The 17,066-nt window shown below is 73.2% G+C and carries 16 protein-coding genes and 1 riboswitch; all 16 genes read left to right on the forward strand.

The window, feature by feature from the left end; genetic code table 11:
- Positions 1-1,333: 1,333 nt before the first annotated feature.
- Positions 1,334-1,541: riboswitch (cobalamin riboswitch) on the forward strand.
- Between the two features lie 133 nt (positions 1,542-1,674).
- Entirely contained in the window at positions 1,675-2,352 is a 678-nt protein-coding gene (locus tag WMF31_RS35055; RefSeq protein ID WP_436606633.1) for an energy-coupling factor ABC transporter permease, read from the forward strand.
- Positions 2,352-2,591 (forward strand): hypothetical protein, encoded by a 240-nt coding sequence (locus WMF31_RS35060; RefSeq protein ID WP_436606634.1) that lies wholly within the window; start codon positions 2,352-2,354, stop codon positions 2,589-2,591. Before WMF31_RS35055 ends, WMF31_RS35060 begins: the two co-directional genes overlap by 1 nt.
- Complete coding sequence (locus WMF31_RS35065) at positions 2,581-3,327, forward strand: CbiQ family ECF transporter T component (RefSeq protein ID WP_129344589.1); 747 nt, start codon at positions 2,581-2,583, stop codon at positions 3,325-3,327. Before WMF31_RS35060 ends, WMF31_RS35065 begins: the two co-directional genes overlap by 11 nt.
- A complete protein-coding gene (locus tag WMF31_RS35070) occupies positions 3,327-4,238 on the forward strand; it encodes an energy-coupling factor ABC transporter ATP-binding protein (protein WP_436606107.1) in 912 nt (303 codons plus the stop codon). The genes WMF31_RS35065 and WMF31_RS35070 overlap by 1 nt, the downstream gene beginning before the upstream one ends.
- Positions 4,214-5,401 (forward strand): CbiX/SirB N-terminal domain-containing protein, encoded by a 1,188-nt coding sequence (locus WMF31_RS35075; protein WP_436606108.1) that lies wholly within the window; start codon positions 4,214-4,216, stop codon positions 5,399-5,401. The genes WMF31_RS35070 and WMF31_RS35075 overlap by 25 nt, the downstream gene beginning before the upstream one ends.
- Before the next feature lie 23 nt (positions 5,402-5,424).
- On the forward strand, positions 5,425-5,799 hold the full coding sequence (locus WMF31_RS35080; RefSeq protein ID WP_436606109.1) for a DUF3209 family protein: 375 nt from the start codon (positions 5,425-5,427) through the stop codon (positions 5,797-5,799).
- Between the two features lie 355 nt (positions 5,800-6,154).
- Positions 6,155-8,881 (forward strand): RHS repeat-associated core domain-containing protein, encoded by a 2,727-nt coding sequence (locus WMF31_RS35085; protein ID WP_436606110.1) that lies wholly within the window; start codon positions 6,155-6,157, stop codon positions 8,879-8,881.
- Between the two features lie 89 nt (positions 8,882-8,970).
- On the forward strand, positions 8,971-9,723 hold the full coding sequence (locus tag WMF31_RS35090) for a hypothetical protein (protein WP_436606111.1): 753 nt from the start codon (positions 8,971-8,973) through the stop codon (positions 9,721-9,723).
- Positions 9,724-9,843: 120 nt separating this feature from the next.
- Positions 9,844-10,581: an FAD-dependent oxidoreductase gene (locus WMF31_RS35095; protein ID WP_436606112.1), complete on the forward strand. Its 738-nt coding sequence runs from the start codon at positions 9,844-9,846 to the stop codon at positions 10,579-10,581.
- Between the two features lie 16 nt (positions 10,582-10,597).
- The gene (locus tag WMF31_RS35100) at positions 10,598-11,731 is read left to right on the forward strand and encodes a cobalt-precorrin-5B (C(1))-methyltransferase (protein WP_436606113.1); all 1,134 of its coding nucleotides are present in this window, start codon (positions 10,598-10,600) and stop codon (positions 11,729-11,731) included.
- Complete coding sequence (locus WMF31_RS35105; protein ID WP_436606114.1) at positions 11,728-12,459, forward strand: precorrin-8X methylmutase; 732 nt, start codon at positions 11,728-11,730, stop codon at positions 12,457-12,459. The genes WMF31_RS35100 and WMF31_RS35105 overlap by 4 nt, the downstream gene beginning before the upstream one ends.
- A complete protein-coding gene (gene cbiE / locus WMF31_RS35110; RefSeq protein WP_436606115.1) occupies positions 12,456-13,772 on the forward strand; it encodes a precorrin-6y C5,15-methyltransferase (decarboxylating) subunit CbiE in 1,317 nt (438 codons plus the stop codon). Before WMF31_RS35105 ends, cbiE begins: the two co-directional genes overlap by 4 nt.
- Entirely contained in the window at positions 13,769-14,578 is an 810-nt protein-coding gene (gene cobI / locus WMF31_RS35115) for a precorrin-2 C(20)-methyltransferase (protein WP_436606116.1), read from the forward strand. The genes cbiE and cobI overlap by 4 nt, the downstream gene beginning before the upstream one ends.
- On the forward strand, positions 14,575-15,714 hold the full coding sequence (locus WMF31_RS35120) for a cobalt-precorrin 5A hydrolase (protein ID WP_436606117.1): 1,140 nt from the start codon (positions 14,575-14,577) through the stop codon (positions 15,712-15,714). The genes cobI and WMF31_RS35120 overlap by 4 nt, the downstream gene beginning before the upstream one ends.
- The gene (cobJ, locus tag WMF31_RS35125) at positions 15,707-16,549 is read left to right on the forward strand and encodes a precorrin-3B C(17)-methyltransferase (RefSeq protein ID WP_436606118.1); all 843 of its coding nucleotides are present in this window, start codon (positions 15,707-15,709) and stop codon (positions 16,547-16,549) included. Before WMF31_RS35120 ends, cobJ begins: the two co-directional genes overlap by 8 nt.
- The gene (locus tag WMF31_RS35130) at positions 16,549-16,962 is read left to right on the forward strand and encodes a precorrin-3B C(17)-methyltransferase (RefSeq protein WP_436606119.1); all 414 of its coding nucleotides are present in this window, start codon (positions 16,549-16,551) and stop codon (positions 16,960-16,962) included. The genes cobJ and WMF31_RS35130 overlap by 1 nt, the downstream gene beginning before the upstream one ends.
- The last annotated feature ends 104 nt before the right edge of the window (positions 16,963-17,066 follow it).

Genomic DNA, 17,066 nt, shown 5'->3' on the forward strand with positions numbered 1-17,066 from the left:
GCCGGAGGCTTGCGCCGCGCGCAGGGGCTCACCTCCGGGGCTCGCATTCCGGCTCGCCGCCCGCTGTGCCCCCCTGCGCTTCAGCCCCTCCGGTGAGCCCCCAGCGCGCAGCCCCCGGAGATCCCTACAAAAAAAAGACCGCGCATCATGCCCGAGGGGGGACCAGGCATGTGCGCGGCAGGGAACCGCGACGGAGGGGGAACGTCCAGCGCGGTGCTCAAGTAAGCGCCGCATGCGCTCCGGGCTGGGGGGCCGCACCGGTGCGCACGCAGCAATCGGAGTGTGCCACCGATGCGCGCGTTGTCGATAACAAAGTGCAACTTGTGCTCGCTCCATGAGCGGATTGCTCACGGCGTGATGGCGGACAGGCACGGCAGGAGAAGCATTCGCCTGACTTCCTGGAAAGCGCGTTCGCGCCGGGCATACCCATCCATGGAAACGCGGAGCTCGGCCGGACGAACCATTCGGAATTCTCGAAACCATCGCCGAGGCTCGCCCGCCGCTCCATGGGAGTCGATGCGCTGTACACAGGCACGGAACACATGCTCACGCGAGTAAAGACTCGGGACAAACAAGGCACGCTGCCCCGAGATCGCGCGAGCCCCGCGGCCGTCACGGTCGGGCGGTGCTTCCATCGAAACAAGGAATTTTCCCGTGAAGACGGGATGACAGGCCGGGGCGCGAGGGCGAGCGCCCGCACCCCGATGTTCGAGTAAAGACACTTTGACCGCAAACGCGCCGAGGACACCAGAAAGCAGCAGCGATTTCGGTGCGTCTGGGGCAATTTCAACGGTCCGGGCGCCGCGTCACGCCGAGATCGCGCGTATCCCTGTCTGCGCGGCCCGATCCCCTGCCCGCGCGAGGAGCGAAGTGACGGCGCAGTGCGCACCCGTGACAGCGGTGGCCCGTGACAGCGGTGGCCCGTGACAGCGGTGGCCCGTGACAGCGGTGGCCCGTGACAGCGGTGGCCCGTGACAGCGGTGGATCGCGCGCCGGCCCGCCGCGGGCGAGGGGTGGGCAGGACGGCCAGTGCGCCGGCGCCCGCGGAGGGGTGCCCGCGCGAGGGCGCGCGCACGACGCGGGCGCGATCCCTCGACGCGGGCGCGATCCGCAGAAGCGACGCCGGCGCGGGGCGCGGGGCGCGGGGCGCGGGGGAACGTGGCGGAACGCCGCGCCGGCGCGAGGTCGGCGGCGGGCGCCCCTCTCCTCATCGCCGACGCCCCTCTCCTCCTCCTCATCGCCGACGCCCCTCCCCTCATGAACAGGCCCTCGCCGCGGCCGCTGCGCGAGCTCCTTGACGCCGGGCTCGAAACGAGACTACCGAGTCCCCTGTCCGACAATCCATGCCTCGGGTGCCCTCAGGGGCATAAAAGGGAAGCCGGTGTGAATCCGGCGCGGTACCGCCACCGTGAGTGGGGAGCTGCTTCCGAAGACCACTGGGCCTCACAGGAGAGACCCGGGAAGGTGGAAGCGGCGCTGGGAGCCTGACCAGGCTCCCTGAACCCATGAGCCGGGAGACCTACCCGAGCCTCCACGAGGTGCAGCTTGCGCACGTCTTCGTGGCGTCCGGGTGCGGAATTCACCCGGAACGCCCCAATCGGTCACCCCGGCCGCCCCGGGCTCGTCATCGCCGTGTTCCTCGCGACGCTCTCCGCGCCGAGGCCCGCGGCCGCGATGCACCTCGCCGAGGGCGTCCTGCCGCTCGGCTGGTGCGCGTTCTGGAACGCGCTCGCCCTGCCGTTCGTCGCGATCGCCCTGCACCTGCTCCGGCAGCGCACCGGGCGGGACGCCTTCTACAAGCCGTTCGTCGGCCTGATCGCCGCCGCCGTCTTCGCGATCTCGTGCATGCCCGTGCCCGTGCCGACCGCAGGGACGTGCTCCCACCCGTGCGGCACCGGGCTCGCCGCGGTGCTCATCGGCCCCTGGATGACCGTCCTCGTCACCGTGGTGGCGCTCCTCCTCCAGGCGCTCTTCCTCGCGCACGGCGGCCTCACCACGCTCGGCGCCGACGTCGCGTCGATGGGCATCGCGGGCGCCTTCACCGGCTACCTCGCCTTCCGCGCCGCGCAGCGCTGCGGCGCGGGCCTCTGGGTCGCAGGGTTTCTGGCCGGCGTGGCCTCGGACTGGGCCACGTACGCGACCACCGCGCTCGAGCTCGCCCTCGGGCTCGCGGGCGACGGCTCGGTGGGCGCCCTGTTCGCCGGCGTCGCGCTCGCCTTCGTCCCCACCCAGCTGCCGCTCGGCCTGCTCGAAGGGGCCATGACCGCCGGGGCGCTCGTCTTCCTGCGATCTCGGCGGCCCGACATCCTGGAGCGGCTCCGGGTCGTGCCCGTCGCCGCCGGTGCGCCGTGATGCGCGCCCCGTGGGAAGGCGTCGACGAGGCCGTGGTCGGCCGCTTCGCCGAGGCCGCGGGACGCCACGACACCGGGCCGGTCTTCGCCGGGCTCGAGGGCGATCTCCTGCTGTTCGCGTTCATCTGGGCCGGGCTGCTCGCCGGCTTCGCCCTCGGCTACCTCTCGCGCGCGCTCTTCGTCGAGCGCGCGGACCAGCCGGCCGCCGGCGCCGGCGGAGCGGGCGGCCGTGCGGATTGACCTCCCGGCCCGGCTCCGCGACGTCGATCCCCGGCTCCGGCTCGGGGCCGCCGTGGCCGCGTGCTGCGTCGCCGCGGGCGCGCGCTCGCCGAGGACCCCCGCCGCGCTGCTCCTCTTCGCGTGCGCCGCCCTCCGGCTCCAGGGCGTGACGGCCGCCGCGATCCTCCGCGGGTTCGCGCCCGCCGCGTGGATCGGCGGGGTCGCGGCGGCGCTCGCGCTCGTCTTCACCCCGGGCGAGCCGCTCCTCGCGGGCGCGGCGCCCCCGCTCGACGCCGCGACGCGCGAGGGCGCGCGCGCCGCCCTGACGATCGGCGCGCGCGTCCTCGCCGCGGCCGCGCTGCTCCGGTGGCTCGCCCGCGCCGCCGCGCCCGCCGAGATCGAGGCGGCGCTCGCCGGGCTCGGCGCGCCCGCGGCGCTGATCGAGCTGCTCGCGCTCGCGCGGCGCTTCGCCTCCGTCCTGCAGCGCGCGGCGGAGAGCGCGTGGAGCGCCGCCGCGCTCCGCGGCGGGTTCGCGCGCCCGGGCGCCGCCGCGCGCTCGGCCGGCGCGGTGGCGGGCGTCGTGGCGCTGCGGACGCTGGAGCGCTCCGAGCTCGCCGCCGTCGCCATGCAGCTCCGGGGCTACCAGGGGACGCTGCCCGTCGCCGGGCTGCGGCCGAGCGCGCCCGCCGCGAACCTCGCGTTCGCCACCGTCGCCCTCGCCGCGCTGGCGCTCAGCCTCGTCGCGGGAGGAGCGTGATGGCGCGCGACGGGAGCAGTGTGATGGCGCGCCACGGGAGCGGCGCGACGGCGCGCGACGGCAGCAGCGCGGCGGGCGCGCTCGCGATCGTTGCCCCCACGATCGGCTACCGCGGCGCGGAGGCGGCGCTCCGCGACGTGCGCCTCGACGTCGCCGCGGGCGCGTCCGTGGCCGTGCTCGGCGGCAACGGCGCCGGCAAGACCGCGCTGCTCCGGGCGCTCGTCGGGCTCCTGCCCACGCCGGGCGGCCGCGTCGAGATCGCGGGCCGCCGCGTCGCCTCGCCGTCGGACGCCGTCGCCGCGGGCGCGGCGCTCGTGCTGCAGGACCCGGACGACCAGCTCCTCGGCGCCACGCTGCTCGACGACGTCCTGTTCGGCCCGCGGAACCTCGGCCTCTCCGACGGCGAGGCGCGGCGCCGCGCCGGGGCGGCGCTCGCCGCCGTGGAGCTCGCGCACCTCGAGGGCCGGGCCATCGAGGCGCTGAGCTTCGGGGAGCGCAAGCGCGCGTGCATCGCCGGGATGCTCGCGATGCAGCCGCGCGTGCTGCTCCTCGACGAGCCGACCGCGGGCCTCGACCCCGCCGGCGAGCTCGCCCTGTGCCGGACGCTGCGCGCGCTCTCGGCGGAGCGGGGGACCACGCTGGTCGTCGCGACGCACGCCGTCGACCTCGTGCCGCTGCTCTGCGATCGCGTCGTCCTGCTCGGCGACGGGCGGGTCCTCGCGGACGGCCCGCCGCGGGAGGTGTTCGGCCGCGGGGAGCTGCTCGAGCGGGCGCGGATGCGGCGGCCGTGGGTCGCGGAGCTCTGGACCCGGATGGCCGCGGCCGAGCCGCGCGCCGGCCTGGGCGGCCGGGCGGGGCTCCCGCTCACCCTGGAGGAGGCGCTCGGATGCATGACACCGGTCTGCTGCTGATCGGCCACGGTAGCCGGGACGCCGCGTCGAACGCCGAGCTCGAGGCGCTCGTGGCCGACTACCGCGCGGCGCGGCCCGACGTGCTCGTGCGGCACGGGTACATCGAGCTCGCGACGCCGTACCTCGACGACGCGCTCGCGGCGCTCGCGGCAGAGGTCGCCCGGGTGGCGGTGGTGCCGCTGTTCCTGTACGCGGCGGGCCACGTGAAGAACGACATCCCGCTCGCGCTGGAGAGGGCGCGGGCCGCGTTCCCGGGCGTGCGCTTCTCGGCGGCGCGCCACCTCGGCGTGCACCCGGCGCTCGCGGAGCTCGCGTTCGAGCGCGCCGCGGCCGCCCTGCCGGACGACCCGGCGGCCCGGGCCAGGACCGCGCTCGTCGTGGTCGGGCGCGGGTCGAGCGATCCGGACGCGAACGGCGATCACTGCAAGATGGCGCGCCTCATCGGCGAGGGCCGGGGGCTCTCCCTGGTCGAGCCGACGTTCATCGGCGTCACGCGGCCGTCGGTCGAGGAGACGCTCGAGCGCGTGGCGCGCCAGCGGCCCGAGCGCGTCGTGGTGCTGCCGTACTTCCTGTTCGCGGGGCGGCTCATGACGAAGCTGGCCGGGCAGGTCGAGCGCTTCGCGGCGACGTACCCGTGGATCCGCGCGGCGCTCGCGCCGCACCTCGGCCGGTCGGGCGCGCTCTACGGGCTCATCGACGAGCGCGCGCGCCAGGCGCTCGCCGGCGAGGCGCCGCTGCCGTGCGACACGTGCATGTACCGCACGGCGCTGCCCGGGCTCGCGCGGGAGGTCGGCGGGCTCAAGGCGATGCTCTACAGCGTGCGCCACACGCTGACGCACACGCAGGCGTCGAACCACCCGCACGCGCACCGCTCGCTGCGCAAGCACGTCCTGGTCTGCGGCAACGCCGACTGCGTGGATCGCGGCAGCCTGGCCTTGCTCGAGGCGCTGCGCCGGCGCGTGAAGCAGGCCGGCCAGCAGCGGGAGATCCGCGTGACGCGGACGTCGTGCATGGGCCGCTGCGGCGAGGGGCCGACGGTCGCCGTCTACCCCGACGGGGTCTGGTACCGGGGCGTCCGCGAGGAGGACGCCAGGGACGTCGTGGAGGAGCACCTGCTCGGCGATCGCCTGGTGGCGCGGCTCGTCGACGACATCATGCAATGAGGGATGAGCAGGAGAGGACCGACATGGCATGTCATGAAATCGCAGCGCTGCGCCTTGGGCTCATGAACATCCTGGGCATCGACGATCCCGGGGAGCGCGCGCACGAGCTCGCGGAGCTCGGCCCCGCGGCGGAGGCGCCGGGGCCGATCTCGGCGATGCTGCGCGCCGGGGATCTCCGGAGCCTCTCGCGGCTGTTCGAGGGGTCGCTCTCGGAGCTCCAGGAGAAGGTCGCGCGGACGCCGGCGGGCGACGCGAAGCTCGCGTACCTCAGGTCGCTGCTCATCCTGACGAAGCAGGTCGAGCTCGACCTGCGCGCCCAGGTCGACGGGCTCGCGCGCCTCTACCGCGAGCTCGAGGAGATGCACGACTTCGTGCACGAGATCTACCCGGCGGAGTGAGGTCCGACGTGCACAGCGAAGAGGTGGACATCGGCCGCCGCCCGCACGCGTCGCCGCGTCGCCGACGCGCCTCGGGGGACCGCCGCCGCGTCGCCGACGCGCTCCGGCGGGCCGGCGCGCGTGGGGGGACGCGCCCCGGCGTGCAGCCGCCCGTGGGGGGACGCCCTCCGGCGTGCGGCCGCGCGTGGGGGGACGCCCTCCGGCGTGCGGCCGCCCGTGGGGGGACGCCCTCCGGCGTGCAGCCGCTCGTGGGGGGACGCGCCCCGGCGTGCAGCCGCCCGTGGGGACGCACGGGCCAACGAGTTGCTACCGCACCGGCTTGCGACCGGCGCATCTCGTAATCGAGCATACGCGAATGGCACGAACAGCTCCCATCCCCAACATGGGCAACGACGCGCTCGATGACGGCGCGCCGGAGACGCTGAGCGACGGCTCGCGGGCGAAGGGGTTCCTGCACGTGAAGGTCGAGCATCACGGCGGCGCGCTCACGGAGGTGATCACCTCGCGCGCCATCCGCCGCGTCGACGGCAACGCCTTCGGCAAGCTCGACAGGATGGTCTGGGGCGGCGGCAGCGGCGTGCACACCTTCCGCTACGACGACGCGGGCGCGCTGCTCGAGTACGAGGATGCGCTACGACACGTCTTCCACTGGGAGCGCGACGCCGAGGGGCGGCTCGTGGCCGAGATCGACCCCATGGGCAACCGCACCTGCTACGAGCACGACGCGCGCGGCTTCGTCTCGGCCGTGACCGACGCGCTCGGCGGCGCCGCGCGCTACGAGCGCGACGCGCGCGGCAACGTGGTCGCCGTCCACGACGACGCGGGCTTCGTCGTGGGCTTCGCGTACGACAGCCGCGGCTTGCTCACAGGCGCGACTTTGCCCAACGGCGGACAGACGCGCATGGAGTACGACGCGCTCGGAAACCGCGTGCGCGTCGTCGAGCCCGACGGCAGCGAGCGGCGCATCCGCCACGACTTCCTCGGCCGGGTGATGGGCTTCACCGACGCGCGGGGGAACGAGACCCGCTTCGCCTACGACGCCTGCGGCAGACTCTGCGCGGTGTTCGGGCCCGGTGGCGCGGTGACGCGGTACGACTTCGACGCCGACGGGAACCTGAGCAGGATCACGGACGCCGACGGGCGCACGACCACGCTGCGCTGGGGCGGGTTCCACATGGTCACCGAGCTGGTGCGGCCTGATGGGACCAAGGTCCGGTACCGCTACGATCGCGAGCAGGACCTGGTGCGCACGGTCAACGAGGCGGGCGAGGAGCACCGGATCGAGCGCGATGGCGAGGGGCGCATCACCGGCGAGCGGACCTTCGATCGGCGGGAGATCGACTACCGGCTCGATCTGCAGGGCAGGATCACGCGGATCCGGTGCGGCCTCGCCGCGGTCGACGTCGAGTACGACGCGCTCGGAAGGATCGTCAAGCGCAGCACCTCGGATGGGCGCGAGGATGTGTTCGACTACGATCCCCTCGGGAGGCTCGAGCGCGCGGCAAGCGGCGACGTCGAATGCGCGTACACCTACGATGCGCGCGGCCGGGTGCTCACCGAGGCGACGCGGCGGGGTGGCGAGGTGCTCGCGGCCTTCGCGTGGACCTACGACGTGATGGGCAAGGCCGTTTGCGTGCGCGGATCGGGCGGTGACCTGAGCGTGCAACGTGACGTGATGGGGCGGCCGGTCGCGGTGCGGGTGGGCGACCAGGGCGAGCCGCTGCGCTTCACGTACGATGCAGGGGGCTACGAGGTCGAGCGGCTCCTGCCCGGCGGCGGAAAGATCGCTACCGAGGTCAACGCCGAGGGGCTGATGGCGCGGCAGCGCGTGCTTGGCAAACCGACAGCGCCGCGCGTCGAGCCCGGTGAGCCCGCCTGGGTCGGGCCGCTCGAGGCGCCGGAGACCTGGCGCCGGGCGTATGCGTGGTCGCCCGCAGGGCTGCTGCGCGCCGACGAGGACCTCGGCGGGAAGATGGGAGAGATGCTCCGCGACGGGAACGGCCGCGTCCTCGAGCGGCGCAAGGCCGGCAAGGTGGCAGAGCGGTTCGCGTTCACCGCGGCGGGAGATCTCGAGCGGGCGGGCGAGCGGCGGACCTACGGGCCTGGAGGGCGGTTGACGACGCGCACGACGGGACGAGAGACCGTGCGCTATGCGTACAGCGAGCGCGGCGACGTCGTCGAGAAGCGCGTGAGCGGGCACGACGGCGGAGACGAGCGCGTCTGGCGATACGAATGGAGCGCCGATGGACGGCTGCTGGAGGTGCGAGCGCCGGAGGGGCAGACGATCACCTTTGCGTACGACGCCTTCGGCCGCAGGATCGAGAAGCGCGTGGCGCTCGCCGGGAAGGTCGAGCGCGTGACCCGGTATGCGTGGCGTGGGGACGTGCTGGTGCACGAGCGCTGCGAGCGGGCGCTGGAGGCGGGTGAGCCCGTCGTGGAGGAGCGGAGCTATGCGACGCTGCCCGAGAGCCTGTTGCCGCTGGCGCAGATCGACGGCGCGACGGGGGCGCTCAGGTACTTCGTGCACGGGGTGAACGGCTTCCCCGAGGCGCTGGTCGAGGGAGATGGGCGAATCGCCGCGGAGATCGCGGCGGGGCTGTACGGGGACGTGCCGACAGAGCAGGCGGGAATCACGCCGCTGCGGCTTCCAGGGCAGTACGCCGACGAGGAGACGGGGCTCCACTGCAACTGGCACAGGTACTATGATCCGGAGGCCGGGGAGTACCTCAGCCCGGAGCCGATCGGGATCGGGGCGAGCCTCAAGCCGTACGCGTATGTCGACAATCACCCAGCGGACTGGGTGGATATCGATGGCAGGATGAAGTGCACCATCACACGAAAAGACGGGCGAACCATCACGCGCAACAGCGGAAGCAAGGCCCCACTTCATCCTGCCGTAGTCGCTGCACTACCGCCATCATCCGCGCGTCCCAACCCTGATTTCAGCCCACCGGCACACCCATCTTCGACTTGGGAGCCGAGCCGCAACCGAGGCATCAATCCTGCAGCTCACGCTGGATTCGCCGAACAGAACCTCGGTGCATGGCGACATGACAGCTCGACAGGTTGGACGCGCATATGAATACGCACACATCTCCGCTCCGCGCCTCTTCGAAGATCATGACAAGGCGCATGTCGAGGCGCGTACGGCTCTACCTGGACACGGAAGGAATGCTGTACGATCCCGCACGCACGTGCTCTCGCGAGGCGCTCCTTCACGTACTGGAGCGCGAGGAGCTGCCGACCTTCACCTCGGCGCTCGATCTCGAAGAGGCGTTCGGTGGCATCCTGTCGTCGCCAGACGAAACAGTGCTTCTACTGGGCACTTTCCAGGCCCTTCTACACCAGAGAGAAACAGGGCGGTATTCAGTCGACGAGCACGCAAAGACGCTCGAGACCGACGGAAGCTGGCCACACGTCCGGTGGAGAGACATGCCCCTCCTCCCTGTCGGACACTGGCACGGCATCGGCGATCTGTACATCGACGAGACAGGCGTCATTTACGGTTATCAGTGGAACGACGATGCGCTGCGCGCCGCAGCCGGTGGAGGGCACACACTCCTGGAGTCGATCGCGCTGTGGTGGGAAACCTATGAGATGCCGCAGGAGTGCCCGCCGAGCTTCGAGGCAAGCGTGCGTGCTTCCATCGCAGCCGAGATCGCGAGAGCACTGTCGGCCGCGCTCGTCGAGGAAGCGTCCGACGGCGTCTGCGCACGCTTTCGAAATGACGACGTGTTCATCGAAGAGATCGCCGCTGCTTACGCGGGCGGGCCGCTCACCACAGTCTGGGCAGACAAGAAGACATTGCTGGAGGCGATGCGAATCGCACGCGACCTGGCGCCCGAGGCGCGCATCGAGGCCAGGCAGGATTACGGAGGCGATGTAAGCACGATGCTGCGAGACGCGGGAATTTTCCCATCATGAATCTACGATGCGCAAGGGGCCGCTCGCCGCGAACACGCCACGGGGCACGCGCGCGAGCTGTGACGCGGCGAGCACGACCGCGCCGGCAGCAGCGTTACGCCCGAAGACAGGAGTGACGTCATGACCACGCAAGGCAAGGCGAAGATCAGGATCACCCACGCGGAGCCGCTCGGCCAGGGCGCCCGGCTGCTCCGCGTCGAGCGCGCGGACGGCGCGGCGCTCGGCTTCGCCGGCGGGCAGTACGTGATCATCAACACCGGGGTCACCCTGCCCGGCGGCAAGCTCGCCAAGCGGGCCTACTCGCTGCTCTCGAGCGACGCCGAGCAGCGCGCCGTCGAGATCGCGGTCAAGCGGATCGGCGCCGGGCCGGGGTCGAACGTGCTCAACGACATCGCCGTGGGCGGGGAGCTCGAGTGGAGCGGCCCCTGGGGCAAGCTGCGGCTCCCGGACGGCTTCTCCGGGCGCGCGCTCGTCGTCGCCACCGACACCGGGATCACCGCCGCGCTCGGGATCGCGCGCGGCGCGGCCGCCGCGGGCGCGGAGCGGCTCGACCTGCTCTGGCTCGTCGAGTCCGACGCCTACTTCGTCTCCGAGCGGTTCGTCCGGGATCGCCTCCCCGCCGCGGCCCACCTGTCGATCGCCTCGGGCTTCCCCCCGGTCGGGCACCCCGAGCGGCCGGCGCGCGCCGCTGCGATCGCCGGCGAGCTCTTCGCCGCGGGCCCCTGCGACGCCATCCTCTGCGCGGGCGACGGCGCCGTCCTCTACCCGCTCCGCGACCGGCTGGTCTCGCTCGGCGCGCCGGAGGGCGGCGTGGTCCTCGAGAGCTTCTTCAACAACCCCCTGAAGAAGTCGGCGTGATCGCTCAGGATCGAGGATGACGGAGATCCGGCCGAGAGACCCGAAAGGGCAGCGCGAGGGGTTCACGACGGGCGCCTGCGCGGCCGCCGCGGCGAAGGCGGCCGCGCGCGTGCTCGTGCGCGGCGCGCCGGTCGACGCCATCGAGACGACCCTGCCCAACGGCCAGCGGGTGACGTTCCCCCTGCACCGCTGCGACCGCGACGGGCCGCGCGCCACGTGCAGCGTCATCAAGGACGCGGGCGACGATCCCGACTGCACCCACGGCGCGGAGCTGGTCGCCGAGGTCGAGCTCCGCCGCGAGCCGGGCGTCGAGATCCGCGGCGGCGCCGGGGTCGCGGTCGTCACCAAGCCGGGGCTCGGGCTGCCGGTCGGCGGGCCGGCGGTGAACCCCGTGCCGCGCCGCAACATCACCGAGATGGTCCTGGAGGAGCTCGGCGGCTCGGGCTTCGCCGGGGCCACGGTCACGATCAGCGTGCCGCGGGGCGAGGAGATGGCCAGGGAGACGACCAACGCGCGGCTCGGGCTCCTCGGCGGGATCTCGATCCTCGGGACGACCGGGATCGTGAAGCCGTACTCGACCGCCGCCTTCCGCGCGAGCGTGGTGCAGGCGATCGACGTCGCGTCCGAGCGCGGCGTGGACACGCTCGTGCTGACGACCGGCGGCAAGTCCGAGGCCTACGCGATGAAGCTTTACCCCCATCTCCCGGAGGACGCGTTCATCCAGGTGGGCGACTTCATCGGCACCGGCGTCCGGCACGCGGCGCGGCGGCGGATCGCGCGCGCGATCATCGTCGGGATGATGGGCAAGCTCTCGAAGATGGCCGACGGCAAGATGATGACGCACGCCGCCGGCTCCGAGGTGAGCATGGAGCTGCTCGCGCAGATCGCCGAGGAGCTCGGCGCGCGGCCGGAGATCGCCGCCGAGATCCGGCAGGCGAACACCGCGCGGCACGTGCTCGAGCTGTGCCAGCGCGAGGGGCTCGCCGGCGTGCCCGGGGGGATCTGCCGGCGGGTCGTCGAGCACACCTCGCGTCACGCGGGCGGCGCCCTCGAGGTGCACGCCTGCCTGGTCGATTTCAACGGGGCGCTCCTCGGCCGGTACCCGGCCGAGGCAGGCGCCGCCGGCGTAGACAGAGCGGAGGAGCGATGAGCGGTGCCAGGATCGGTGAAGACGCGCGCGCGGTGAACGACATGCGGCAGATGACCGCGCTCGGCCGGCGCATCGAGGACAGGAGCTTCGCGATCATCGATGAAGAGGCCGGCGACCACGGGTTCCCGGACGCGGAGTGGCAGATCGTCCGCCGGGTGATCCACGCGACCGCGGACTTCGAGTTCAGGTCGCTGATGCGGCTGCACCCGGAGGCGATCGCGCGCGGCGTCGCGGCGCTCCGGGGCGGCGCGCCGGTCCTCGTGGACGTGAAGATGATCGGCGTCGGCCTGAACGAGCAGCGGCTCGCGTCGTACGGCTGCAAGATCCATGGCTTCATCTCGGACGACGACGTGATCGAGGCCGCGTCGGCGAAGGGCTCGACCCGCGCGATCGAGGCGATGCGCAAGGCGCACCGGCTCGGGCTGCTCGACGGGGCGATCGTCGCGATCGGCAACGCGCCGACCGCGCTGCTCGAGGTCGTGCGGCTCGCCCAGGAGGAGGGCGCGCGGCCGGCGCTCGTGATCGGGGTGCCGGTCGGCTTCGTGTCCGCGGCCGAGTCGAAGGAGGCGCTGCTCGAGTCGGGGCTCCCCTCCATCGTGGCGCGCGGGCGCAAGGGCGGGAGCCCGATCGCGGTCGCGATCGTGCACGCGCTGCTGCTCCTGTCGGCGGACTCGGCCGCCCCGGCGCCCTCGGCCGGTCCGGCGCAGCCCGCGGGGGCCGCGCGATGAGCGCGCGCCGCGCCGTCACCGTCGTCGGCCTCGGCGACGACGGGTGCGCCAGCCTGTCGAGCCGCGCAGCGTCCGCCGTCGCGCGGGCCGAGGTGCTCGTGGGGGGCGAGCGGCACCTCGAGTTCTTCCCGCAGTTCCGCGGCGAGAAGATCGCCCTGAAAGGCGGCCTGTCCGCGGTGCTCGAGCGCGTGGAGCGCCTGTCGGCCGAGCACAACGTGTGCATCCTCGCCTCGGGCGACCCGCTGTTCTTCGGGATCGGCGCGCTCGTGGTGAAGAAGCTCGGCGCCGAGCACGTCGAGATCCTCCCGAGCCTGAGCTCGGTCCAGTGGGCGTTCGCGCGGACGGGGATCGCGTGGGACGACGCCGCGTTCGTCTCGGTCCACGGCCGCTCGCCCGAGGGGTTCGCGACGCGCCTCCGGCGGCTGTCCAAGGTCGCGGTGCTGACCGACCGGGAGAACGGCCCGGCCCGGCTCGCGGCGCGGCTCCTCGAGCACGGCGACGCGGGCTGGAGGGCGTGGGTCTGCGAGCGCCTCGCGGGCGCGGGCGAGCGCGTGCGCGCGTTCGAGCTCGACGCGCTCGCGGCGTGCGACGACATCGGGCCGCTCAACGTGCTCCTGCTCCTCCGGAGCGACCCGGCGTGGCGGCCGCCGCCCCAGATCCCCTACCTGCACGAGGACGCCTTCGCCAAGCGCATGCCGAAGAACGGCCTGATCACCAAGCGCGAGGTGCGGACGCTCTCCATCGCCGCGATGGCGCTCCGCCCCGACGCCGTGGTCTGGGACATCGGCGCCGGCTCGGGCTCGGTCTCGATCGAGGCGGCGATGCTCTGCCCGCTCGGGCGCGTCTACGCGGTCGAGGTCGACCCGGAGGGCGTGGAGATCTGCCGGGACAACGTCCGCGCGCACGGGGTCGACAACGTGCGCGTCGTCGCGGGCCGCGCGCCCGAGGCGCTCGCGGCGCTCGAGGCCCCGGACGCGGTCTTCGTCGGCGGGAGCAAGGGGAGCATGGAGGAGATCCTCGCCACGGCGCTCGACCGGCTGCGGCCGGGCGGCCGGCTCGTGGTCAACGCCATCACGCTGGAGAACGTCGCCGAGACGTACCGCGCGCTGAGGGCGCGAGGGCTCGACCCCGAGGTCACGCTCCTGTCGGTCTCGCGCGGCGTGCCGCTCGCGCGGTACACGCGCTACGAGGCGCTGAACCCGATCCACATCTTCGCCGCGACCCGGCCGGCGGAGGCGGGGGCGGCGGACCCGCCTGCGCCGCCCGAGGCGAAGGGCGCGAGGGGCGCGAAGCCCTCCCCGGAGGCGTCATGAGCGGCCTCGGCAGGCTGTACGGCGTGGGGGTCGGCCCCGGCGCGCCGGATCTGCTCACGCTGCGCGCGGTGCGCGTGCTGGAGGGCGCGGACGTGCTCGCGCTCCCGCGCAGCTCGGATTTCGGCGCGTCGATGGCGTACCGGATCCTCGAGCCGGTGATCGGCAAAGGGAGCGCCCGGCCGCAGCAGGAGCGGCTGCTCCTCACCTTCCCCATGAGCAAGGACCCGGAGCGGGTCCGCCCCTACGTCGACGCGGCGGTCGAGAAGATCGGCGAGCGGCTGTCGCGCGGCCTCTCGGTCGCGTTCGCCACCGAGGGCGATCCCTCGCTCTTCAGCACGTTCGTCTACGTCCGCCGCGAGTCGCTCCGCCGCTTCCCCGGTCTCGAGGTCGAGGTCGTCCCCGGCGTCACCTCGGTGACGGCGGTCCCGGCCGTGAGCGGGGTGTCGCTCGCCGACGGGCAGGAGCGGATCGCCATCCTCCCGGCCACGTACGGCGTCGACGACCTGACCGACGTCCTCACGCGCTTCGACACCGTGGTCCTGATGAAGATCGGCCCGGAGATGCCGAAGGTGATCGAGGCGCTCACGCGCGCGGGCCTGCTCGATCGGGCGGTGTTCGTCTCGAAGGCGACGATGCCCGAGCAGCGGATCGTGCGGGACCTCAGGGCCGCGCAGGGCGAGCGGGGCGACTGCTTCGCCATGGTGGTGGTCACGCGCGGGGAGCGGAGCGGGCTGCTCGTCGGGGAGGCCGAGGCGTCGCCGCCGGGCGGATTTGTAAATACAGTTAACGAGCCGGAGGGAGCATGAGCGCCGCGCGCAAGCCGTACGCCGTTTACGCCATCACGCGCCACGGGATCGACATCGCGCGCCGGCTCGTCCCGGGCCTCCCGGGCGCGGATCTCTACGTGTCGCAGAAGCTGTTCGGCGAGGCGCCGGAGGGCGCGAGGCCGCTCCCGCTGCCGATGGGGCCGCTGCTCACCGAGGCGTTCACGGCCTACGACTGCCACGTCTTCGTGATCAGCGTCGGCGCCGTGGTGCGCATGATCGCGCCGCTGCTCAAGAACAAGAAGGTCGACCCGGCGGTCGTGTGCGTGGACGACGCCGCCCGCTTCTCGATCTGCGTGCTCTCCGGCCACGTCGGCCGGGGCAACGCGTTCACCGAGCGGGTGGCCGCGCTGCTCGGCGCGCAGCCGGTCGTGACCACGGCGTCCGACGCGCTCGGCACGCTGACGGTCGACATCCTCGGCCGGGAGCTCGGGTGGACCCTCGACGATCCGGATCGCAACGTGACGCGCGGCTGCGCCGCGGTCGTGAACGCCGCGCCCGTGCTGTTCGTCCAGGAGACCGGGGAGCCGTCGTTCTGGCCCGAGGGGACGCCGCTGCCGCCGGGGGTGCGCTACGCGACGTCGCTCGACGGCGTGGACCCGGACGCCTGGGAGATCCTGCTCATCGCGACCGACCGGGACCTGTCGCGCTCGCACCCCGCGCACCTGGAGCGCGCCGTGGTCTACCGCCCGAAGAGCCTCGTCCTCGGCCTCGGCTGCGACCGCGGGGCGCCGCTCGCCATGGTGGAGCGCGGCGTCGAGCGGCTCCTCGCGGAGCACGGCCTCTCGGCGAGGTCGGTGAAGGCGATCGCGACGATCGACAAGAAGGCCGACGAGGAGGCGCTGCTCGCGCTGTCGGCGCGGCGGGGGTGGCCGCTCGTCACGTTCACGGCCGAGGAGCTCGACCGGACCGAGGGGATCGAGAACCCGTCGGAGACCGTGAAGAAGCACGTCGGCGCCCGGGGCGTCGCCGAGCCCGCGGCGCTCAGGGCGGCGGGCGCCGCGCGGCTGCTCGCGCCGAAGCGCGCGTACACGGAGGAGGGCGTGGGCCGGTCCATGACGCTCGCCGTGGCGCGCATCCCGTTCGAGAAGCGCAACGTCGAGGAGAGCCATGGCTGAGCAAGGAATCCTGTCGATCGTCGGGATCGGCCCGGGCGCCGAGGAGCACACCTCCCCCGCGGCCCTCCGGGCGATCGCCGAGGCGGACCTCATCGTGGGGTACACGACCTACATCCGGCTCGTGAAGCGCCTCATCGAGGGCAAGGAGGTGATCAAGACGGGCATGACCGAGGAGATCGGCCGGGCGCGCGCGGCGGTGGAGCGGGCGCGGGCCGGGGCGCGCGTCGCGATCATCTCGTCGGGCGACGCGGGCGTGTACGGCATGGCCGGGCTCGTGTTCCAGGTGCTCCAGGAGATCGGCTGGCGGCGGGGCGACTCGCCCGAGCTGCGCCTCGTGCCCGGCATGACGGCGCTCAACGCGTGCGCGTCGCTCGTCGGCGCGCCGCTCGGGCACGACTTCTGCGCCATCTCGCTCTCGGATCTGTTGACCCCGTGGCCCGTCATCGAGCGGCGGATCGAGGCCGCCGCGGCGGCGGACTTCGTCATCGGCCTCTACAACCCGGCGAGCGGCCGGCGCACGCGCCAGATCGTCCGGGCCCAGGAGATCATCGCCGCGCACCGCGCGGGCACGACGCCGGTCGCGCTGGTGAAGAGCGCCTACCGCAAGCTGGAGAACGTCGTGCTCACGGATCTCGATCACTTCCTGGAGTACGAGATCGGGATGCTGACCACGGTGCTCATCGGGTCGAGCAACACCTTCCTGTTCGAGGGATACATGGTCACGCCGCGCGGATATACCAACAAGTACACGTGGGATGGGGACGCGCTCCCGGGGCAGACGCCGGGGCGCACGCTGGTCGTCGCGGACGAGCGCGCCGCCGCGGAGGAGGCCTGATGGCGCGCGTGGGACGGCTGGCGGGCGCGCTGCTCGCCGAGACCGAGGGGGCCTATTACCTCGTCGGCAACACGAAGGTGCCGTGCGACTTCCGGGCGGCCGGGTTCGAGCCGCCGGGCGAGATCGACGCGCTGAAGACGCCGTATGTCCGGCTGACGCCGCTCCGGGAGGTGACGGTCGCGCCGCCGGTGCTGCTGCTCGGCGTCGAGGGCGAGGAGCTCGCGCGGCGGCTCGCGCGGCGCTTCCTCATCGAGCGGAACGGCTCGGTGAGCGACCGGCTCTTTCGTCTCGTGTGGAGCCCCGACGACCCGCTCGAGGAGCCCGGGCCCGAGGAGCGCGACGCGCGCTGGCTCGGCGAGATCCCCGACCCCATCTGGCAGGTCGTGCGCGACACCGTCCTTCGCTGCCTCTAGGGTCGACCTGGACACTTTCCCGTGAGTGCCACGCCCGGCGCATCCCTGTCGAGAACAGCCGGGCAGGTGCAAGAGCCGGCCGAGCGATGTTGCGGACGCCACGA

Source organism: Sorangium sp. So ce1036 (genome assembly GCF_051369805.1).
In the GTDB taxonomy this organism is placed as follows: domain Bacteria; phylum Myxococcota_A; class Polyangia; order Polyangiales; family Polyangiaceae; genus Sorangium; species Sorangium cellulosum_F.